This is a genomic window from Kitasatospora sp. cg17-2 (genome assembly GCF_054031055.1).
This window is the reverse complement of record NZ_CM132923.1, coordinates 7,158,269-7,179,036: the sequence shown is the minus strand read 5'-3', so window position 1 is coordinate 7,179,036 and position 20,768 is coordinate 7,158,269. Positions and strand designations below refer to the sequence as shown.

At 75.6% G+C, this 20,768-nt stretch carries 15 protein-coding genes; 10 read left to right on the top strand and 5 right to left on the bottom strand.

The window, feature by feature from the left end:
• Window positions 1-24: 24 nt before the first annotated feature.
• Complete coding sequence (locus tag ACW14Y_RS30260; protein WP_456984029.1) at window positions 25-219, top strand: hypothetical protein; 195 nt, start codon at window positions 25-27, stop codon at window positions 217-219.
• Between the two features lie 210 nt (window positions 220-429).
• On the opposite strand, the gene ACW14Y_RS30255 is transcribed toward ACW14Y_RS30260, so the two are convergent.
• Together ACW14Y_RS30255 and ACW14Y_RS30250 are read right to left on the bottom strand one after the other, a co-directional pair.
• On the bottom strand, window positions 430-660 hold the full coding sequence (locus ACW14Y_RS30255; protein WP_456984027.1) for a DUF5302 domain-containing protein: 231 nt from the start codon (window positions 658-660) through the stop codon (window positions 430-432).
• A 124-nt stretch (window positions 661-784) separates the two neighbouring features.
• Window positions 785-1,219 carry a winged helix-turn-helix transcriptional regulator gene (locus ACW14Y_RS30250; RefSeq protein ID WP_380306797.1) on the bottom strand — a complete coding sequence of 145 codons (435 nt, stop codon included), beginning with the start codon at window positions 1,217-1,219 and terminating at the stop codon, window positions 785-787.
• A gap of 174 nt (window positions 1,220-1,393) precedes the next feature.
• On the opposite strand from ACW14Y_RS30250, the gene ACW14Y_RS30245 reads away from it, so the two are divergent.
• From ACW14Y_RS30245 to ACW14Y_RS30215, 7 genes are all read left to right on the top strand, one after another.
• Entirely contained in the window at window positions 1,394-2,830 is a 1,437-nt protein-coding gene (locus tag ACW14Y_RS30245; RefSeq protein ID WP_456984025.1) for an MFS transporter, read from the top strand.
• Between the two features lie 289 nt (window positions 2,831-3,119).
• Window positions 3,120-4,766 (top strand): ABC transporter substrate-binding protein, encoded by a 1,647-nt coding sequence (locus ACW14Y_RS30240; protein WP_456984024.1) that lies wholly within the window; start codon window positions 3,120-3,122, stop codon window positions 4,764-4,766.
• A gap of 1 nt (window position 4,767) precedes the next feature.
• Window positions 4,768-5,745, top strand: coding sequence for an ABC transporter permease (locus tag ACW14Y_RS30235; RefSeq protein ID WP_380389332.1), 978 nt, complete (start codon window positions 4,768-4,770; stop codon window positions 5,743-5,745).
• Complete coding sequence (locus ACW14Y_RS30230; RefSeq protein WP_456984022.1) at window positions 5,742-6,599, top strand: ABC transporter permease; 858 nt, start codon at window positions 5,742-5,744, stop codon at window positions 6,597-6,599. Before ACW14Y_RS30235 ends, ACW14Y_RS30230 begins: the two co-directional genes overlap by 4 nt.
• A 2-nt stretch (window positions 6,600-6,601) precedes the next feature.
• Entirely contained in the window at window positions 6,602-8,449 is a 1,848-nt protein-coding gene (locus tag ACW14Y_RS30225; RefSeq protein ID WP_456984020.1) for a dipeptide ABC transporter ATP-binding protein, read from the top strand.
• Window positions 8,446-9,636 carry an acyl-CoA dehydrogenase family protein gene (locus ACW14Y_RS30220; protein WP_380311713.1) on the top strand — a complete coding sequence of 397 codons (1,191 nt, stop codon included), beginning with the start codon at window positions 8,446-8,448 and terminating at the stop codon, window positions 9,634-9,636. Before ACW14Y_RS30225 ends, ACW14Y_RS30220 begins: the two co-directional genes overlap by 4 nt.
• 25 nt (window positions 9,637-9,661) lie before the next feature.
• A complete protein-coding gene (locus ACW14Y_RS30215) occupies window positions 9,662-10,699 on the top strand; it encodes an LLM class flavin-dependent oxidoreductase (protein WP_380311711.1) in 1,038 nt (345 codons plus the stop codon).
• On the opposite strand, the gene ACW14Y_RS30210 is transcribed toward ACW14Y_RS30215, so the two are convergent.
• The gene (locus ACW14Y_RS30210) at window positions 10,689-13,517 is read right to left on the bottom strand and encodes a BTAD domain-containing putative transcriptional regulator (RefSeq protein WP_456988290.1); all 2,829 of its coding nucleotides are present in this window, start codon (window positions 13,515-13,517) and stop codon (window positions 10,689-10,691) included. The two genes, ACW14Y_RS30215 and ACW14Y_RS30210, sit on opposite strands and share 11 nt — an antisense overlap.
• Window positions 13,518-14,034: 517 nt before the next feature.
• On the opposite strand from ACW14Y_RS30210, the gene ACW14Y_RS30205 reads away from it, so the two are divergent.
• Window positions 14,035-16,932, top strand: coding sequence for an AAA family ATPase (locus tag ACW14Y_RS30205; protein WP_456984018.1), 2,898 nt, complete (start codon window positions 14,035-14,037; stop codon window positions 16,930-16,932).
• A complete protein-coding gene (locus tag ACW14Y_RS30200) occupies window positions 16,929-18,170 on the top strand; it encodes a 3-deoxy-7-phosphoheptulonate synthase (protein WP_380394740.1) in 1,242 nt (413 codons plus the stop codon). Before ACW14Y_RS30205 ends, ACW14Y_RS30200 begins: the two co-directional genes overlap by 4 nt.
• 101 nt (window positions 18,171-18,271) lie before the next feature.
• Here ACW14Y_RS30200 and mhpA read toward each other — a convergent pair whose 3' ends face one another.
• A complete protein-coding gene (gene mhpA, locus ACW14Y_RS30195) occupies window positions 18,272-19,912 on the bottom strand; it encodes a bifunctional 3-(3-hydroxy-phenyl)propionate/3-hydroxycinnamic acid hydroxylase MhpA (protein WP_456984017.1) in 1,641 nt (546 codons plus the stop codon).
• Window positions 19,909-20,697, bottom strand: a complete 789-nt coding sequence (locus ACW14Y_RS30190) for an arylamine N-acetyltransferase family protein (RefSeq protein ID WP_380306875.1) — start codon at window positions 20,695-20,697, stop codon at window positions 19,909-19,911. The genes mhpA and ACW14Y_RS30190 overlap by 4 nt, the downstream gene beginning before the upstream one ends.
• Window positions 20,698-20,768 lie beyond the last annotated feature (71 nt).

Below are 20,768 nucleotides of genomic sequence, written 5' to 3'. Positions count from 1 at the left end.
CTGGGTCACGCACATGGCGCGGCTGTGGTGGTCCTCGACGAGGCCGAAAACCACGACGGCCAGCCCCAGGCCGCCTCCCTGCTCTCCTCCGCAGGCACCACCTGGTCCTCCTCGGGCAACTGCGGCGGCCGCAGCGACGGCGCCACTCTCTACAGCGGCCCCTCCGGCAACATCTACGCCAACGAGGGCAGCCACTGGGGCGTGACCTTCACCGGCTAACAGCCACCCGGCACCACCACACCCTGAGGAGTACCGGACGTACCCGGAGCCCCTCGGGGCCGTCCGGGACCACCTGCCGGGGAGGGGAGATGCACGGGCGCCGTGGTGACCGACGGCGCGGCGATGCGGCGATGCGGCGTGGCAGCGCAGTTACGGCCGCCCGGTCAGCACCCGGACCTGGCGATCACCGGCGTGCACCAGGATCAATCATCACCCGCCGCTCTTGCGGCGGAAGTTGCGCTTGCCACTCGCCGCGCCGTGAGCGGCGTGGATCTTCGAGTTGCCGTTCGGGCCGCCGGCCTCGCCACTGGACCTGGCACCGTGCTTGCGCTCCAGAGCGGCGAGGAACCGGGCCTTCACGTCGCCCTGGGCAGGGGCTGCGGCAGCCTCCACGACCTCGGGGGCCTCCGGGTTCTCAGATGACTCCGAGTCGCTGCTCATGCACAACCTCTTCCTTCAGGGGCAGTGGCGTTCGATGACTTCACGCACACCATGCCATGTCCAAGCTTCCCATCTGCGGGTGGCACCGATCGCGCACGGAAGCGGACGGGTGAAGGGCCGGGGCTCAGAGGCCCCCGGTGCCCGCCGCCTCCTGCTCGCGGTCGTAGGAGTCGCGCGAGCGGGCGATGGCGTCGCGGTGGCGCTCCGCCCAGGCGGTGAGGCCCTTGAGGGAGGCGTAGAGCTCGTCGGCCATCTCGGTGCCGCGGTACTCCACCTTGGGCGGCACGGTCGCGTAGACGGTGCGCCGGATCAGTCCGTCGCGTTCGAGGTTGCGCAGCGTCAGGGTGAGCATGCGGCGGCTGATTCCGGGTACGGACCGTTCGAGTTCGGTGAAGCGGACCGGGCCGTGGCTGAGGTTGAGCAGGATCCCGATCGCCCACTTGCCGCTGATCCGGTTGAGCGCCTCCAGGACGGTGCACGCCTCGCGGACCGGAGCCGGGTCGTCGAGGTCACCGGCCTCGTCGAGGTCGTCGATCACATCGCTGTTCCCCAGGAACATGAAAGTGCCTCCTTACGGTGGGACTTGATGGTCACACAGGATGGTCGCTGTAACAAGAAGTGCCCTCAGGGAGCGCGGGCGCCACCGGGCGCCCCTCCCCGGCCATTCCCCCGAAGGACTCCTCCGATGACCTCGCAAGCCCCGCCGTCCCTCCAGCCTTCCAGGTCACGCTGGTTGGCACTGGGGGTCCTCTGCACCGGCAACCTGATGATCATCCTCGACGGTTCGATCGTGACCGTCGCCCTCCCGACCATCCAGACCGACCTCGGCTTCACCCAGTCCGGCCTGGCCTGGGTGGTCAACGCCTACCTGATCGCGTTCGCCGGGCTGCTGCTGCTCTCCGGCCGGCTGGGCGACCTGCTCGGCGGCCGCCGCGTCTTCAGCGCGGGCCTGGGCCTGTTCACCGTGGCCTCGCTGGCCTGCGGCCTGTCCTCCTCCTCGACGGCGCTGGTGGTGTTCCGGTTCGTCCAGGGGGTCGGCGGGGCGCTCGCCTCGGCCGTCGTCCTGGGCATGATCATCACCCTGTTCCCCGACGCCGGCGAGCGCGGCAAGGCCCTGGCGGCGTACGCGTTCGTCTCCGCGGCCGGCGCCTCGCTGGGCCTGATCCTGGGCGGCGTGCTGACGCAGAGCTTCAGCTGGCCGTGGGTGTTCTACGTCAACGTGCCGATCGGCCTGGTGGCGCTCGTGCTGACGCAGAGCGTGGTGCCCGGCGGGAAGGGAGCGGGGCTGCGCGAGGGCGCCGACCTGGTCGGCTCGGTGCTCGCCACCGGCGGTCTGATGCTGCTGGTCTACACGATCATCAAGGCCGAGGAGTACACCTGGGGCGACGGCCGCACGCTGGGCCTGCTGGCCGGCTCGCTGGCGCTGCTGGCCGGCTTCGTGGTCCGCCAGGCGTACGCGGCCAAGCCGCTGCTGCCGCTGCACATCTTCCGCTCCCGGGCGGTCTCCGGCGCCAACGGCATCATGGTCCTGATGGTCGCCGGCCTGTTCGGCTACCAGTTCTGCACCGCGCTGTACTTCCAGAACGTGCTGGGCTACGACGCGCTGAAGACCGGGCTCGCCTTCCTGCCCGCGCCGGTCACCATCGCGATCGTCTCGCTGGGCTTCGCGGTCAAGCTGAACCAGAGGTTCGGGCCCCGCCGGGTGCTGGTCGTCGGCCTGCTGCTGGTGGCCGCGGCGCTCGCGCTGCTGGCCCGGGTGCCGAGCGACGGAAGCTTCCTCGTCGACATCGTGCCGCCGTTCGTCCTGCTCGGCCTCGGCTTCGGCGCGGCCATGCCCGCGCTGATCGGCCAGGCCATGTCGGTCACCTCGCCCAACGACGCCGGCATCGCCTCCGGCCTGGTGAACACCACCCAGCAGGTCGGCGCCTCGATCGGCACCGCCGTGCTCGCCACGGTGGCCGCCTCCCGCACCGCGACGCTGCTGGGCGAGGGCGACAGCAAGGTGGCCGCGCTCACCGGCGGCTTCCACCTCTCCTACGGGCTCAGCGCCGTGTTCGTGGCGATCGGCGTCCTGGTGGCCGCCTTCGTCCTGCGCAGCCCCTCGGCCGCCGCCGAGAGCGCCCCCGAGCCGGACCTCAAGTCCGCGGACTCCCCCGTGCCGCAGATCTGACGGTCCCGGTGCGGCCGTTCCGGAGGGCTCCCCCGGAACGGCCGCACCACTTCGACGTCGCGCACCGGCACCACCCCGGCGGCGCACACCCGCGAGGGTCCGGCCGCCAAACCCGCGGGCCCCGGAAGAGGGCCCGCATAGGGGGACGGTCAGGGGGTTCGGATCCGGACGGAGCCAGCAGACTCGTCGCATCGTCCGTGGCCGGGGCCATCAGTGCCTCCCCCTCGGGGTGGGCGGGCCTGGCGCCGCCCACCGTTCCGCCGCCTCGCGCAGGATCGAGAAAGAACCCATGTACACCAGACGCCGTTTCCTCCGTTTCCCGGTCACCCTGACCGCCGCCGCCGTCCTCGGCCCCGCCGTCCTCACGGCCTGCTCCGACTCCTCCGCCCCGCCCTCCGCGAAGAAGGGCGGCGGCACCCTGCGCTACGGCGCCGCCGTCGAACCCGACAGCTGGGACCCGCACGCGGCGTCCACCGCCGTCACCGGGCGACTGCTGCGCCCGGTGCTGGAGTCGCTGGTCGCGATCGCTCCGGACGGGACCGTCAAGCCGTGGCTGGCCGACGCGTGGACGGTCTCGCCCGACGGACTCACCTACACCTTCACCCTGCGGGCCGGCGTGACCTTCAGCGACGGCACCCCGTTCGACGCGGCGGCCGTGAAGGCGAACTTCGACCACGTCACGGCGGCGAAGACGGCGTCCAAGCGGGCGGCCGGCCTGCTCGGCCCCTACAAGGAGACCGAGGTGGTCGACCCGCGCACGGTGGCCGTCCACCTGACCGCCCCGCACTCCTCGTTCCTCGCCTCGACGGGCAGCACCTTCCTCGGCTTCCACTCCCCCGTCGCGCTGCGCGACCACGCGGGCGACCTCTCCTCCGGCGGCGCGTTCGTCGTCGGCACCGGCCCCTTCACCTTCGAGTCGGTGACGCCGGGTCAGCAGGCGGTGTTCAAGCGCCGGCCCGACTACAACTGGGCCCCGTCGACCGCCGCCCACCAGGGGCAGGCGAAGCTGGAGAGCATCGTCGTCCTGCTGCTGAAGGAGGACGCCTCCCGGGTCGGCGCGCTGACGTCCGGCCAGGTCGACGCCGCCGAGCTGATACCGGCCAACCGGCTGGCCGGCCTGCGCGGCCAGAACGGCGTCCAGGTGGTCCGCAAGGCGGTCCCCGGCGTCCCCTACACCTACTACCTCAACACCGCCCGCGCGCCGTTCGACGACCCGCGCACCCGGCAGGCCGTCCGGCACGCCATCGACTTCGCCGGGATCGTCAAGGGCATCTTCCAGGGCGAGTACGAGCAGGCCTGGGGGCCGCTGGCGCCCTCCACCCCCGGCACCGAGCCGTCGTTCGCCAAGCCGGCCTGGGAGTACAGCAAGGAGAAGGCGGAGAAGCTGCTGGACGAGGCCGGCTGGACCGGGAAGGACGCCGAGGGCTACCGCACCAAGGACGGCAAGCGCCTCACCGCCGAGCAGCCGTACGTGCAGACCTTCGTCTCGGCCCAGAACCACACCTTCGACGTGGGCGTGCAGGACGCGCTGAAGCAGGTCGGCATCGAACTGAAGCTGGTGCCGCTGGACTCCGCGGGCTCCATCGGGCGCACCGGCAAGGGCGACTACGACGTGTTCGCCTTCGCCTGGCAGGGCTCCGACCCGAGCCTGCTGGGCAACCTCTACCACTCCAAGTCCCAGTTCGGGGGCGGCGGGGCGAACGGCAGCCGGGTCAAGGACGCCGAGATCGACGGCTGGCTGGACCAGGCCGAGGCGACCGTGGACGCCGCGCAGCGCACCGAGCTGTACCGCAAGGTCCAGCGGAAGATCGTCGAGCAGGCGTACTCCTTCCCGGCCTACATCGCCACCATGGACGTCGCCCGGCACGGCAAGGTGAACGGGCTGGTCCTGGACGTCGACGCCAACACGGACTTCTACGGCATCGAGGTGGCCTGAGGTGTCCGACCGCGCCCGGCTCGCGCCGCGACGGCACGTGCCGCCCTGGGCCAGGTTCGTCGCCCGGCGGCTCGCGGCGGGACTGGTGGTGGTGTGGGGGACGCTCACGGTGACGTTCTTCGCCCTCCACCTCGCCCCCGGCGACATCGTGGACGGACTGATCGGGCCGGGCGCCGCCGCGACCCCGGCCCTGCGCGGCCAGGTCATCGCCGAGAACGGCCTGGACGACCCACTGCTCCTCCAGTACGGCCGCCAGCTCGGCCAGTTGGCGAGCGGCGGCCTCGGCTGGTCGTACCAGCTCAACGAGCCGATCGAGCGGCTGCTCGGCAGCCAGCTCGGTCCGACCGTCGAGCTGGCGGTGTCCGCGCTGGTCACCGCGCTGGTGCTGGCGGTGCTGGCCGCCGCCCTGACGGCCGGCCGGGGCCGGGCGGTGCGCGGTGCCGCCGGTCTGACCGAGCTGCTGATGGTGTCGATGCCGTCGTTCTGGCTCGGCATCATCCTGCTGACGGTGTTCTCCTACCGGCTGCACGCGCTGCCCTCGATCGGGGCGGACGGGCCGGCGGCGCTGGTGCTGCCGACGCTGGCGCTGGCACTGCCGCTGGCCGGAGTACTCGCCCAGGTGATCCGCCAGGAGCTGGAGAGCACCGACGGCCGCCCGTTCGTGCTGACCGCGCGCTCGCGCGGCCTGGGCGAGACGGCGGTGCTGCTGCGGCACACCCTGCGGCACGCCCTGCTGCCGCTGACCACGCTGGGCGGCTTCGTGCTGGGCAGCCTGTTCGGCGGCGCGGTGCTGGTGGAGAACATCTTCACCCGGCCGGGCCTGGGCCGGGTGCTGGCCAACGCGGTCGGCTCGCGCGACCTGCCGGTGGTCAGCGCCCTGGTGGTCATCTCCAGCGCGGCGTTCGTGGTCATCAACACCCTGGTGGACGTGCTCCACCCGCTGATCGACCCCCGGCTGCGCGAGGGAGGCCCGGCATGAGCACCGTGACCGCCCTCGTCGACCGGCCGGCCCCGGCCGCCGCCCGCCGGGGCGGGCTGCTGCGCTCGCCGGCCGGGCTGGCCCCGCTGGTCCTGCTGACCGCGGTGGCGCTCGTCCTGGTCTTCCCCGGGCTGTTCGCCACCCACGCCCCCGAGGCGACGGACGTCGCCTCGGCGCTGCGCCCGCCCGGTGCCGAGCACTGGCTGGGCACCGACCAGCTCGGCCGGGACGTCTGGTCGCGGCTCGTGCACGGCACCCGGCTGTCGCTGCTGATCGCCGTCGGCGCGACGCTGATCGGGGTGGGCGGCGGCGCGCTGCTCGGCCTGGTCGCCGGCTGCGGCGGACGGCAGGTCGACTTCGCCCTGATGCGGGTGGTGGACGTGCTGCTGGGCTTCCCCGAACTGCTGCTCGCGCTGGTGGTGGTGGCGCTGCTGGGCGGCGGCACGGTCAACGTGGCGATCGCCATCGGCGTCGCCGGGGTGCCCCACTACGCCCGGCTGGTGCGCGGCCAGGCACGGCTGGTGCTGCGCTCGGAGTACGTGGAGGCGGCGCGGGTGCTGGGGGTGCCGGCCTGGCGGTCGGTGCTGCGGCACGTGCTGCCGAACGTCGGCGGCCCCCTGGTGGTGCTGGCCTCCATCGGGCTGGGCTCCGCCATCATCTCGGGCTCCGGACTCAGCGTGCTCGGCCTGGGCCCGGTCCCGCCGGACGCCGACTGGGGCTCGATGGTCGCCGACGGCAAGGACTTCCTCCAGACGGCCTGGTGGATCTCGATCGCACCCGGCCTGGCCGTCTCGGTCGTGGTGGTCTGCACCACGCTGATCGGCCGTTCACTGCAGTCGAGGGCGGTGCGATGACGATGACGACGACGACAACGGAAGCGGCGGCGGCGGCGAAGGCGGCGGCCGGGGACACCGGTGCGCCGGTGCCGCTGGTGCGGGTGGAGGGGCTGCGGGTCTCGTTCCCCGGCGCGCCCCGGCCCGCGGTGGACGGGGTGTCGCTGGCCATCGGCGCCGGGGAGTGCGTGGCGCTGGTCGGCGAGTCCGGCTCGGGCAAGTCGGTCACCTCCCGCTCCCTGGTCGGACTGGCGGGCGCCCGGGCCCGGGTCTCCGCCCGGACCCTGGAGGTGGGCGGGGCGGACACCGCCGGCTTCGGCGAGCGGCAGTGGCGCACGGTGCGCGGCCGGCGGGTCGCCATGGTCTTCCAGGACGCGCTGACCGCGCTGGACCCGCTGCGCACCGTCGGCGCCGAGATCGGCGAGGCGGCCCGCCTCGGCGGCACCGCCGGCCCGGACCGCGAGGCCCGGGTGGTGGAGCTGCTCACGGCGGTGGGCGTGCCGGAGCCGGAGGCCCGGCGCACCCAGTACCCGCACCAGCTCTCCGGCGGGCTGCGCCAGCGCGCGCTGATCGCCTCGGCGCTGGCCGCCGACGCCCCGCTGCTGATCGCCGACGAGCCGACCACGGCGCTGGACGCGATCGTCCAGGCGCAGATCCTGGCGCTGCTCGGCCGACTCAAGGCCGAGGGCCGGGGGCTGCTGCTGGTCAGTCACGACCTGGCGGTGGTGGCCCAGTTGGCGGACCGGGTGCTGGTGCTGCGGCGGGGCGAGGTGGTGGAGAGCGGTCCGGTCGGCCGGGTGCTGACCGCCCCGGAGCACCCGTACACCCGGATGCTGCTGGACGCGGTGCCCTCGGGCCGCCCGCCGGCCCGTCCCGTCCCGTCCTCGCCGGAGGTGCCGAGCGCCGAGGAAGGGCCCCCGGTGCTGACCGGGCGCGGGCTGGTCAAGTCCTTCGCCCCGGGCGGGCCGAGGGCCCTCGACGAGGTCGGGTTCACCCTGCGGGCGGGCGAGGCGCTGGGCGTGGTCGGCGAGTCCGGCTCGGGCAAGACCACGCTGGCGCGGATCGTGATGGGTCTGTCCCGTCCCGACGCCGGGGAGGTGCTGCTGCACGGGCGGCCCTGGTCGGCGCTGCCGGAGCGGCGGCGCCGGGCCGAGCGCTCGGCGATCCGGTTCGTCCAGCAGGACCCGTACGCCTCGGCGGACCCCCGGTTCACCGTGGCGCGGATCATCGGCGAGGCGCTGCCGGGACTGCGGCGCGCCGAGCGGGCCCGGCAGTGCGAGGAACTCCTCGACCAGGTCGGTCTGTCGGCCGAGCTGCTCTCCCGCCGGCCGCACCAGCTGTCCGGCGGTCAGCGCCAGCGGGTCGCCATCGCCCGGGCGCTGGCGGGCCGTCCGGAGGTGCTGGTCTGCGACGAGCCGGTCTCGGCGCTGGACGTCTCGGTCCAGGCGCAGGTGCTGGAGCTGCTGGACCGGCTGCGGCGCGAGCGGGGCATCGCCCTGCTGTTCATCACCCACGACCTGGCCGTGGTGCGGCAGGTCGCCGACCGGGTGCTGATCATGCGCGGCGGGTCGGTCGTCGAGGAGGGCGGGACCGAGCGGATCTTCGAGGCCCCCGCCCACCCGTACACCCGGGCCCTGCTGGACGCCGTCCTGCGGCTGCCGGACGCGGACGGTGCGGGCAGCACGGACGGTGCGGGCAGCGCGGAGGGCTCGGACAACGCGGGCAGTGCAGGCAGCGCGGGCAGTGCAGGCAAGCCGGACAGCGCGGGCAGGACGGACGGCGCGGAGGTCACCGGCCGCGACGCCCCGGAGCAGGACACCGAACACGCCGCCGGGCAGGACGGCGAGCACGTCACGAAGTGGGAGACATGACTGACACGACGACGGACGCCGCCCCCGAGGCCGCCGAGGTGTGGCTGCGGCGGGCCGAGGAGGTCGCGGCGCGACTCGCGGCCGGCGCCGCCCGGCGCGACCGCGAGGGCACCCCGCCGGCGCGGGAGATCCAGCTGCTGAAGGACACCGGCCTGGTGACCCTGCTGGGGCCGGTCGAGTACGGCGGGGGCGGCCAGGACTGGTCCACCGCGTTCCGGGTGGTGCGCACCGTCGCGGCGGCCGACGCCTCGGTCGGCGAGCTGCTGGCCCACCACTACGTGTGGGTGTCGATCGCCGAGTTCATCGGCACCGAGGAGAAGATCCAGCACATCGGCGAGGTGTCGGCCCGGGCCCGGTGGTTCTTCAGCGGGTCCTCGAAGCCCCGTTCGGCGCCCCTGGTGATCGAGGACACCGGCCTGGAGATGCTGTTCCACGGGCGGCTGGAGCGTGCCCTGGGCCACCCGGTGTCGGACATCACCATCCTGGAGGGCTTCCCGGAGGACGGCGACACCCCGATCAGCGCGCTCGCGATGAGCGAGCACGTGGGGCTGTCCTTCGAGCCCGGCGCCGAGGAGTTCGGGCTGCGGTCGCTGGCCGCCGGGACCGTGGTCGCCGAGGGCGCGAACATCCCCTGGACCGGGGCGCTCGGCCACGTCGACAAGACCTTCGTGCCCCGGGTCTACAACACCTTCCTCACCCCGGCCTTCCAGCTCGCCCAGGCCAACGCGCTGATCGGCGCGGCCCGGGGCGCGCTGGACGCCGCCGCCCGGCATGCCCGCGAGCAGTGGTCGCAGGCGCCGCTGACCGAGGCCGCCGCCGCGGACGCGGCCCGGCACTACGGCACCCTGGCCTCCGCGCTGTGGGCCGTGGAGGCGTTCGCCGACGCCGTCGGCGCCGAGGCGGACGCCCTGCACGCCCGCCGCCGCACGGTGACCGAGGAGGACCGCGGCCGGCACGCCGTCCGGGTCGCGGCGCTGGCCGCGCAGGCCGGCGCGGCCGCCGACGCGGTCACCGTCGGCGCGCTCGGGGCGGCCGGCCCCGGCGGCGCCGAGGCCTCGGCCGGGCTGGACCGCTACTGGCGGGACACCAGGGCGCGGCGGGTGCACGAGGACGACCCGGGCCGCGCCCGGGTGGTCGGGCGCCACCTCCTGCACGGCGAAGTCCCCCGCCCCACCTGGTACGCGTGACACCCCGAGTAAGGAGCACCCCCGCATGACCAGCAGTTCCCCGACCGTCCCGCTGTCCGTCCTCGACATCTCGTCCATCGACTCCGCCGGCCGCCCCGCCGACACCCTGGTCGGCACCCGCCGGCTGGTGGCGGCCGCCGACGAGCTGGGCTACACCCGGTTCTGGGTGGCCGAGCACCACAACTCGCGCGGGATCGCCGGGTCCGTCCCGGCCGTCCTGCTGGCCGCGCTCGGCGAACGGACCAGCCGGATCCGGATCGGCGCGGGCGGGGTGATCCTGCCCAACCACCCGCCGTACGCCGTCGCGGAGTCCTTCCGGACGCTGGCCGCGCTGTTCCCCGACCGGGTGGACCTGGGCATCGGCCGCTCGGGCGCGGACCCGGTGCTCTCGCACGCGCTGCGCCGGGCGCCCGACGAGGACTTCCCGGCGGCCCTGGAGGAACTGCTCGCCTTCGTCGACGGCGGCTTCCCGGACGGGCACGTCTACCAGCGGCTGGAGGCCCTGCCGGAGCCGCCGCTGCCGCCCCGGCCGTGGCTGCTGGGCGCCAGTGTGCGCAGCGCCGTGGACGCGGGCCGGCGCGGGCTGCCGTACGCGTTCGCCCACCACTTCTTCAACTCCCGCGGCACCGAGGAGGCGCTGCGGGCGTACCGGGAGAGCTTCCGGCCCTCGGCCCGGGCCGAGCGGCCGCACACCATCGTCACCGCCTACACCGTGTGCGGGGAGACCTCGGAGCAGGCGCGCCGGCTGGCGGCGCCGGCGCTGTTCCCGGTGCTGCGGCTGAACGGCGCCTCGCCGATCGCGCCGCTGCCCACCGTCGAGGAGGCCGCCGCGTACCCGTGGACGGAGGCCGAGCGGGCCGCCGCCGACGCGCTGCTCAGCACCCAGGCGGTCGGTGACGCCGAGGAGGTCCGCCGGGCGCTGGCGGACCTGCTGGAGCGCACCGGCGCGGACGAGCTGATGGTGACCAACAACGTCACCGACGTCGAGGAGAAGATCCGTTCGCTGGAACGCGTGCGGGAGCTCGCCCCGGCGCTGCCCGTCCCCGCCGGGGTCAGCCGGTAACGGCCGGGCGGCTGTGACGGTCGCGGGTGCCGAGGCTGTCGCGGATGCGGCGGTGGTGGGTGACCAGCCAGACCCGCTCGGGCTCCCCGGGCGGACAGCGGTCCAGGGCGTGGTCGAGGCAGCTGACCGCGAGCGCGTCGTCGCCCGCGGCGGCGGCCCGGGCGGACGCCCCCACCAGGGCCTCCCAGGCCCGGCGCTCCATAGTCTCCACCGGGGTGCCGTCCGCCTCGGCGAGCGCGATGGCGCGGTCGTAGTGGAAGGCCAGCAGCCCGGGGCGGGGCACGTCCAGCAGGGCGGCCCAGTCGGCCGCCCGCAGATGGCGTTCGACCAGGACCCGGCCGGGCAGCTGGGCGAGCGCGACATACCGGCTGACGGCGTACCGGAAGACGTACTCGACGTCCCCGGGCACGCCGCTGCGGCGCACCCGGCGCAGCAGTTCGCGCGACTCCAGGAGCTCCAGGCCGCGGCCGACCTCCTCGGGGTCGCGCCGGCTGACGGCGGCGACCGCGCCGCGCCACAGGGTGCCGCCGACGACGGCGGCGTCGCGCAGCACCGAGCGGGCGGTGCGGTCGAGGCCGTCGATCTGGGCGGCGGCGACGGCGAGGACGGCCGGCGGGTGGGCGGCGGCCGGGTCGACCCCGACGTCCGCCGCCCGCGCGTAGGCCTGGGCGAACAGCGGGTTGCCGTCGGCGAGGGCCGCGCGGCGGTCGTCGGCGGGCGTCGGGTGGCGGCGGCCGGCGGCGGCGCCGATCACGGTGGCGGTGGCCGCGGTGGACAGCGGCGCGACGTGCAGCAGGACCGAGCGGCGCTTGGCGCACCCCCAGGAGGGTCTGGTGTGGAGCAGTTCGGAGCGGGCGCCGGCGATCAGCAGCAGGGCGACCGGGCCGAGCCGGACGGTCAGGTCCTCGACGAAGGAGCGGACGAAGTCGGCGGCGCGGTGGAGGTCGTCCAGGACGACCACCAGCGGGCGGTCGGCGGCCGCCTCCTCCAGGAACTGCCGCAGCGCGTCGAGGACTTCCTCCCGCGGCACGGCGCCGCCGTCCGGCCCCTGGGCGGCGGCGGCCGGGGCGGGCAGGCCGAGACAGGCGGCGAGCGCGGTGACGATCGGTCCGGTGGCGTCGTGCGGGAAGAGCCCGCGCACGACGGCGGTCAGCGCGGGCAGGACGACGGCCGCCGGCGCGCCGGCGCGGATGCCCGTGTAGGCGCGGACCACGCCGGCCAGTGGCTCGTAGGGGGTGTGGGCGTCGAAGGCGGGGGTGCCCGCGTGGAGCACCCGGGGCGCCGGCGGTCCGGCGCCGTCGCGCAGCGAGGCGGCGAACTCCCCGATCAGCCGGGTCTTGCCGATACCGGGCTCGCCCAGCACCGTGACCAGGTGCGGCAGTTGGCGGCGGACGGTGTCCCGGTAGGCGCCGCACAGCAGGTTCAGCTCGTGGGTGCGCTCCAGGAACGGCGGTTCGGCGGGGTGCCCGGCCGGCCCCCGGCCGTCGGGGCGGGAGGGCGCGGGGCGTTGGACGCCGGGGACACCGGGGACCGGGGCGAAGCCGAGGCCTGCGCCGCCCGCCTCGACGACGGAGTCGGCGGCCCACAGTTCCCCGCGGGGGACCTGCGGCAGCAGGTGCTGACAGGCGTCCAGGACCTGGCCGGTGACCTCCACGGGCTCGGGCGCGCTGTCGTCGTAGGTGACCACCACCTCGCCGGTGCCGACCACGAGGTGGGCCACCGGCCGGGCGGCGGCCGCGGTGCCGGGCTCCGGTCCGGGCTCCTCGAAGTGGCGGCGCAGGGCGAGGGCGGCGCGCAGGGCCCGCTCGGCGTCGTCCTCGTGGGCCCGGGGGACGCCGAAGACGACCAGCCACACCGAGCCGAAGGCCCGGCGCACGAGTCCGCCGAAGGGCGCCATCTCGCGCCGGATGCCGGCGGTCAGCTCCTTGACGGCGTGGTCGACGTGCTCGGGGGCGAGGGTGCCGCTGTCGGCCGTCCACCGGGCGCGGACCATGACGACGCTGGCCGGGCGCCGCTCGACCCTCTCCCAGGGCGCGCGGAAGGCGTGCTCGACGGCCGGGGCGCCGGTGCTCCCGGCGCCCCGGCCGCCGGCGCGGTCGTCGGCACGGCCGTCGGCGCGCGCGGGCGCGGCGGGGACCGGCCGGGGGCGCGGCGGCTGCTGGGCGGCGGCCTCGGGCCGAGCTCCGGCCGGGGAGGGGAACTCCGCCGGGCCGCCCGGGGCGGCGGTGAGCCGCAGCGCCAGGGCTGGGTCGTGGCTGAGGATCGCGCGCTGGAGGCGTCGCAGGTCGCGGCCCGGCTCCAGGCCGAAGCGGTCGGCGAGCAGGTCCCGGGTGCGCCGGTAGCGGTCCAGCGCCTCGGGCTGGCGCCCGCAGTTGTAGAGGACGACCATCAGCTGGGCGACCAGGCGTTCCCGGGTCGGCTCGGCCTCCAGCAGGGACTCCAGTTCACCGATCAGCTCGCGGTCCCGACCCATCGCCAGCTCGGCCTGGATGCAGTCCTCGTGGACGGCGAGCCGGAGGCCCTGGAGGGCGGCCAGCTCGGGCCAGGTGAGCCCGGCGTCGCTCACGTCGGCGAGCACCGGGCCGCGCCACAGGCCGAGGGCGCGGCGCAGCAGTTCGGAGGCCTGCGCCCAGTCGCCGGCCGCCAGTCGGGCCCGGCCCATTGTGACAAGCTCATGAAATTCCGTGAGATCGAGCTGTTCCGGCTCGATTCTGAGCACGTATCCGGGCACAGTGGTATTCAGCACGGCCTTCCCGTCGGCCGGCTCCCCGACCGCCTGGAATGCACGGCGCAGCCCGGCCACCGAGTTCTGCACCATTTTCCGTGCCGTGGACGGACGGTCATCGCCCCACAGTGCGGCGACTATCTCGTTGATACTCACCACGCTATTCGCGCGGAGCAGGAGAACACCGAGCAGGGCCCTCTGCTGCAGGCCCCGAATGGGTACGTCAGTGCCGTCGGAGAGCACTTCGAGCGGCCCCAGAACGTTGAATCGCACCCCTACCCCCTCGATTCCCGGCGATTCCAGACGATGCCATTCCGAATGTGCCCGATGCTACATCAGTTCGACCCGGGCCTTCCATTGACTGCGCGTCAATTCTGATCCGTGATACCACCGGCAACCCCCCCGCCGGTTTTCCCCGCGGCATTGCGCCGCCACCGCCCGGCGGCAGCGGCGGCAGTGGCCCGCCCATGGGCGGTCAGTTCCCGGGCAATGGGCGGGGTGTCCCCATGATGGGTCCGACCGGGAGCGGGTGGCCGTCGCCACCGCCCCGGGCGGGCCGCCGGGGGACCGGCGGCCGGACGCCTACAAGAGACGAGGTCGGGGGTACCCGGTGCCTTCCCTGCTGGAACGTGATGCGCACATCGACAGACTCGACCACCTGCTCGCCGAGTGTCTCGGCCGCGCGGGCCGGGTGGCACTGGTCGACGGACCCCTCGGCAGCGGCAAGAGCGAGCTGCTGCGGGTGTTCGCCGCCCGGGCCGCCGAACGCGGAGTCCTGGTCGTGGGCGCGGGCTGTTCCGCCCAGGAGCGGGACCTGCCCTTCGGCATCGCCGACCGGATCGCCCGCTCCCCCGGCTGGCCCGCCGGGCACGCCGAGCGGCTGGCCGCGCTGGCCGAACCGGCCGTCCTCGCCGACCCGGCCGAGCGCGCCGGCGGCACCGCCCCCGACGGCGCCGTTCCCGACGGCGGCGGCCTCGACGGCTCCGCCCTCCACGCCACCGGCCTCCACGGCACCGGCCCGGCCGGCGACCCGGCCGGCCCGCCGTCGCCCGCGCTGCTGCGCGCCTGCCGCGACCTCACCACCGCTCTGCTCGCGGCCGCCGCCGACACCCCGGTGCTGCTCTGCGTCGAGGACATCGGCCACGCCGACGAGGCGTCCCTGCACTTCCTGCGCCACCTCGTCCGCCACCTGCCGCAGAGCCGGGTGCTGCTGGTCCTCACCGACGGCAGCACCCCGTGGCCCGCGCGGCGCCGGCTGCACGCCGAACTGCTGCGCCACCCGCACGCCCACCGCCTGACGCTGGCCCCGCTGTCCCGGGCCGGCGCGCTGCGCCTGGTCACCGAGGGCCTCGGCGAGGAGGACGCCCGTCACCGCGGGCCCGGCCTGGTGGACGTGGCCGGCGGCAACCCGCTGCTGCTGCACGCCCTCGTCGACGAGCACCTCGACCGCGCCGACGAACCCGAACCGCGCTACGGCCCGGCCCTGCTGAGCTGCCTCCACCGGGCCGGCCCCGGCGTCCTGCGGGTCGTCCAGGCCCAGGCCGTGCTCGGCGAGGAGGCCCCGGCCGAGGACGTGGCCAGGCTGCTGGGCGAACGGGAGAGCGCCGACGCGGTCGCCCGGATCCGCGCCACGCTCACCGCCGCCGGACTGCTGGACGGCGAGGGACGGCTGCGCACCGAGGCCGCCCGCACCGCCGTCCTGGAGGACCTCGCCCCGCACGAGCGCACCGAACTGCGGCTGCGGGCCGCCCAGCTGGCCCACGAGACGGGCAGCCCCGCCGCCGAGGTGGCCCGGCACCTGGTCGAGGCCGGGCGGGCGCCCGCGCCGTGGGCGGTCGCCGCGCTGACCGAGGCGGCCGAGCACGCCCTGCTCGACCACCGCCACCGCACCGCCGTCGCCTGCCTGCGCCTGGCCCACAAGGAGGCCGCCGAGGAGAGCGACCGGGCGGTGCTCCGGCACCGGCTGACGCAGGCCGAGTGGCAGCTCAACCCCTCGGCGGCGGCCCGGCACCTGGTGCCGCTCACCGCCGCGGTCCGGGCCGGGCACCTCGGGCTCGCCGAGGCGCTCGTCCTCGTCCGGTACCTGCTGTGGCACGGCCGGAGCGAGGAGGCGCTGGCCGTCCTGGACCTGCTGCGCGCCCGGACCCGACCGGCCTCCCCCGCCGAGACCGGCGCGCTGCGCGACGTCGAGACCTGGCTCGCCCACACCCACCCGGGCCTGGCCCGGGGCCGCCGCGTCCCGGCGCTGCCCGCCGACCTGCGGCACGCGGTCGCCCCGGACGTCGACCCGCAGCTGCGGGCCGCCGCCGCGCTCGCCGGGGCGCTCACCCGGGGCCGGGCCGCGGAGGCCGTCGACCGCGCCCGGCAGGTGCTGCACGACGCCCACCTGCACGGCCGCACCCCGTGGGCCGAGGAGGCCGCGCTGCTCGCGCTGCGGGTGCTGCTCGAAGCCGGGCACGCCGACACCGCGGCGGTCTGGAGCCAACGGCTGCTCGGCACCGCCGCGCGCCGCGAGGTCCCGACCGCGACGGCCCTGTACTCGGCGGCGCACGCCGAGGCGGCCCTGCGGCTCGGCGAGCCGACCACGGCGGCCGAGCACGCCCGGGCCGCGCTGACCCACCTCAGCCCCACCGCCTGGGGCATCGCGGTGGGCCTGCCGCTGGGCACGCTGATCGTCGCCGAGAGCCGCACGGGCGAGCACCGCTCGGCGGCCAAGCACCTCACCCACGCCGTCGGCGAGGCGATGTTCCAGAGCCTGTACGGGCTGCACTACCTGTTCGCCCGGGGCGAGCACTACCTGGCGACCCGGCACGGCCACGCGGCGCTCGCCGACTTCCTGTCCTGCGGCGAACTGCTGCGCACCTGGGGCCTGGACGGCGCGGGGGTGGTGCCCTGGCGCACCCAGGCCGCCGACGCCTGGCTGCGGCTCGACAACCGGGACCGCGCCTGGCGGCTGATCCACGAACAGCTCAGCCGGGCCGACGCCGACCTGCCGCACCACCGGGGCCCGGCGCTGCGGCTGCTCGCCGCGGCCGGGCCGGCCGGGCGGCGCGGCCCCCTGCTCACCGAGGCGGTCGACCTCACCGAGGCCTCCGGCGACCGCTACGAGCAGGTGCGGGTGCTCACCGACCTGAGCCGGGTGCACCAGGCCGCCGGCAACAAGCGCCGGGCCCGGCTGCTGCTGCGCCAGGCCCTGCACCTGGCGACCATGTGCGGCCTGAAGCCGCTCGCCCAGGAGCTGCTGTCGGTCTCGGCGGACCTCGGCGAGAGCGGCCCGGCCGCCGACGAGCCGCGGGAGCCGGGCGGGTTCGGCGCGCTCACCGAGTCCGAGCGGCGGGTCGCCTCGCTCGCCGTGCTCGGTTACACCAACCGCGAGATCGCCGGACGCCTCTACGTCACGGCCAGCACCGTGGAACAGCACCTCACCCGGGTCTACCGCAAGCTCGGGGTACGCCGACGCAAGGACCTGCCGGCCGATCTGCGGGCCGGCCTGAGGAAGACGGGATGACCACTCCGATGACCACGCCGACCGCCACGACCCCGACGCCGCACGACGGCACCGGGCCCGACCTCGCCCGGGCCCTCGCGGGCCTGACCGCCGGCCAGCAACCGCAGTGGCCCGATCAGGAACGGGTGCGCGAGGTGCGCGCCGCGCTCGGCGCCCTGCCGCCCCTGGTCGAGCCCGCCGCCGTCGACCGGCTCCGGGAGCGTCTGGCCGAGGCCGCGCTCGGCCGGGCCCTGGTCGTCCAGGGCGGGGACTGCGCCGAGACCTTCGCCGGCAACACCCCCGAGCACGTGCGCGCCAACCTGCACGCCCTGCTGCACTGCGCGACCCTGTTCGAGGTCGCCTCCGGCCTGCCGGTGGTGCCGGTCGGACGCGTCGCCGGGCAGTACGCCAAGCCGCGCTCCAGCCCGACCGGCCCGGACGGGCTGCCCTCCTACCGGGGCGACATCGTCAACGGCCTCGCGGCGACGGCCGAGGCCCGCACACCGGACCCGCGGCGGATGCTCACCGCCTACGACGGCGCCGGCGCCGCGCTCGACGTGCTGGACTCGGTGGCCGGGGCGACCCGCAGCGAACTGTTCGCCGGTCACGAGGCCCTGCTGCTCGACTACGAGGTGCCGCTGGTGCGCGACGGGTACGCGCTGTCCGGCCACTTCCTGTGGATCGGCGAGCGGACCCGCGAGCTCGACGGCGCGCACGTCGCCCTGGCCCGCCGGATCGCCAACCCGCTGGGCCTCAAGCTGGGCCCGTCCACCACCCCGGAGCAGGCCGTCGCCTACGCCGAGGCGCTGGACCCGGACCGTGTCCCCGGCCGGCTGACGTTGATCAGCCGGATGGGCGCGGACCGGGTGTCCGACGTGCTGCCGCCGCTGGTGGAGGCGGTGGCGGACGCGGGGCACCCGGTGGTCTGGCTCTGCGACCCGATGCACGGCAACACCGAGACGGCGGCCGGCGGGCTGAAGACCCGCCGCTTCGACCGGATCGCCGCCGAGGTGAGCGGCTACTTCGCCGTGCACCGGGCGCTCGGCAGCCACCCCGGCGGCCTGCACCTGGAGCTGACCGGCGACGACGTGACCGAGTGCCTCGGCGGTCGCGAGGACCTGCGCGAGGAGCAGCTCCCCGAGCGCTACCTGACCGGCTGCGACCCGCGGCTGAACGGGCGCCAGACGCTCGACCTGGCGCGCGTCGTGGCGGAGATCCTGCTGGAGCACTCCGCCCGGCGGGCACCCGCGGCGGTCTGAGGACCGCCCACCACAGGACCGACGGCCCGCTCCTCCCTCGCGGAGGGGAGCGGGCCGTCAGCACGTGCGGGGGCGGTAGAGGGCGGGAGCGGGGCGGGCCGTCAGGCGGCGAGGTCGGTGCGGAGCGCCCCGAGCAGCGCGGCCAGCTCCGTCCGGTCCGCCGCCGCGCCGTAGACGTAGAAGTCGGGCCGGACAAGTACCGCGACCGCCCCGGCCCCGGCCAGGTACGGCAGGTACACCCCGTCGGTGTCACCCACCGCGCCCGCCGGGGGCTCCTCGTCGGTGGCGGCGAGCACCCTCACCGCGTGACCGCCGAGGTCGGCCAGCCAGGCGCGGTCCCCGGCGGTGAGCAGGCTCTCCGGCGGCTCGGTGGTGAGCAGCACGAAGCCCCGCCCCACCACGTCGTCGAAGAGCCCGGCGGGCCGGCCGGCCGCCGTCACCCGCCCCTGCACGACCAGGTCGCCGGCCGGCCCGCCGCCGTACCGCAGGCCCGCCGTGAGCGGCTGGACCGGGGTGCGCGGCCGGGCCGCGCCGACCGCCGCGCCTTGCCGGGCGCGCTCCTGGGCGGCCAGCATGACCGTGTCGCGGTCGCGGGCCGCGGCCGGGTCGGTCTGGCAGATGACCCGGCCCAGGTCCATCGACATGGTGAGCGCGTGCCGCACGTGCTCGCGCCGCTCGGCGGTGTAGCTGTCGAGCAGCCCGTCGCCGGCCCGGCCGGTGAGCACCAGGTCCAGCTTCCAGGCGAGGTTGGCGGCGTCCCGGAAGCCCGAGCACATGCCCTGCCCCGCGAACGGCGGCATCAGGTGGGCGGCGTCCCCGGCGATCAGCACCCGGCCGCGCCGCCACTGGTCCGCGTAGCGTGCCTGGAAGGTGTAGACGGCGTGCCGCAGCAGGGTGGCGTTGCCGGGGTCGATGTCGAACAGCGAGAGCAGCTTCCAGACGTTGGCCTCGCTGCCGAACTCCTCCGGCGACTCGTGGTCGAGCCGCATGAACTCCCAGCGCCGGTGGCCCGGCCCGGCGGAGACGGCGGTGCGCGGCCGGGCCGGGTCGCAGACCTGGAGGTTGTTGGGGACGAACTCCCGGCCGTCGTGCGGGACGACGTCGCAGGTCAGCCAGTCGTTGAAGAACGCGAAGTCGGTGGCGGTCAGCCCGGCCTCCTCGCGCACCACGCTGTTGGCGCCGTCGCAGCCGATCACCCAGCGGGCGGTGAGCGGGCCGCCCGACGGGCCGGTCGTCGGTCCTTCGACCGTGAGCGCGACCGTGTCGCCCCGGTCGGCGAGCGCCGTCACCCGGTGGCCGCGCAGGACGCGCAGCGTCGGGTACCGCTCGCCGTGGGCGGCCAGCGCGGCCTCCAGGCCCGGCTGGTAGACGGCGCTGGAGTCGGGCCAGCCGGAGCGGCCGGTGTCCTCGACGTCCACCCGGAAGAGGCTCTGCCCGTCGGCGTTGTGCCAGACGTAGTCCCGGGAGGACTCGACGTGCTCGTCCAGGGCCGCGCCCACGCCGGTGGCGGCGAGGATGCGGGCGGACTCGCCGTCGAAGGAGACCGCCCGCGGCATCGGGTAGGGCCGGGCGAAGCGCTCCAGGACGGTGACCCGGTGGCCGCGGGCGGCCAGCAGCAGGGCGGCGGTCTGGCCGACCGGCCCGTAGCCGACGATCGCGACGTCGGTGTCGGGGCCGTCGCCGTTGCCGTTGTTCGCGGCGGCGGTGTCGGTGTCGGTGTCGGTGCGGACGGGAGCGCTCATGCGGTGGCCGCGTCCTTCCGCAGGATCTCGGCGAGCACCCGGGCGTGCTCCGCCGGGTCGGCGAGGCCGCGCAGCCGCTCGGTGCCGTCCTCGACGACGACCAGCCGGGTGCCGATCAGGATCCGCTGGCCGCCCTCGAAGGCCCGGCCGCGCACCACGATGCCGGAGCCGGCCAGGGCCCGGGCGAACCGGTCCAGCTCCGGCGAGGGGACCAGCCACTCCGCGAAGGCGCGCGGCCGGGAGTGGAACCGGTAGACGGCGCGCCAGTCGCCGACCTTGCCCCGGCGCTGCACCACGTGGTGGCCGGTGTCCGCGCGCACGACGCGGAAGTCGGTGCCGAACTGCGGCTGCACCTCGTCGGGCACCACCCGCAGCGGCTCCAGGTAGGACGGGCCGACGAAGCCGACGTCGACCAGCCAGAGGTCGCCGTCCAGCCGGACGAAGCCGAGGACGTGCTCCAGGTCCGGGCCGAAGGTGTCGTCCACCTGGCGGATCCCGGCCGAGAACAGCCCGGTCTCGTAACCGAGTTCGCGCAGCAGCGCGAGGAAGAGCCCGTTCAGTTCGTAGCAGACGCCGCCCCGGCCGCCGAGCACGACGGCGTCGAACACGGCGTCGAGGTCGATGTCGACGCCCGCCCAGAGGGACTCGCCGCGCGCGGTGTTGAGCGAGGAGTCGTACGGGATCGCGATCAGGTGGCGCCGGTGCAGCTCGCGCAGGGTGTCGGCGGTGGGGTCGAGCGGGCCGTCGTAGTCGAGGGCCTTGAGGTAGGCGGTGGTGTCGAACACGGCGGTCACTTCCCTTCGGTCCGCTGCTCGGCGGGCACGGTGTCGGCGGGCACGGTCACATCGGCCCCGGC

Coding starts and splice junctions, on each gene's coding strand:
- ACW14Y_RS30230 (WP_456984022.1), top strand. CDS start 5,742: ATGAGCACCGTGACCGCCCTCGTCGACCGGCCGGCCCCGGCCGCCGCC.
- ACW14Y_RS30200 (WP_380394740.1), top strand. CDS start 16,929: ATGACCACTCCGATGACCACGCCGACCGCCACGACCCCGACGCCGCAC.
- ACW14Y_RS30215 (WP_380311711.1), top strand. CDS start 9,662: ATGACCAGCAGTTCCCCGACCGTCCCGCTGTCCGTCCTCGACATCTCG.
- ACW14Y_RS30250 (WP_380306797.1), bottom strand. CDS start 1,219: ATGTTCCTGGGGAACAGCGATGTGATCGACGACCTCGACGAGGCCGGT.
- ACW14Y_RS30220 (WP_380311713.1), top strand. CDS start 8,446: ATGACTGACACGACGACGGACGCCGCCCCCGAGGCCGCCGAGGTGTGG.
- mhpA (WP_456984017.1), bottom strand. CDS start 19,912: ATGAGCGCTCCCGTCCGCACCGACACCGACACCGACACCGCCGCCGCG.
- ACW14Y_RS30255 (WP_456984027.1), bottom strand. CDS start 660: ATGAGCAGCGACTCGGAGTCATCTGAGAACCCGGAGGCCCCCGAGGTC.
- ACW14Y_RS30225 (WP_456984020.1), top strand. CDS start 6,602: ATGACGACGACGACAACGGAAGCGGCGGCGGCGGCGAAGGCGGCGGCC.
- ACW14Y_RS30240 (WP_456984024.1), top strand. CDS start 3,120: ATGTACACCAGACGCCGTTTCCTCCGTTTCCCGGTCACCCTGACCGCC.
- ACW14Y_RS30210 (WP_456988290.1), bottom strand. CDS start 13,517: ATGGTGCAGAACTCGGTGGCCGGGCTGCGCCGTGCATTCCAGGCGGTC.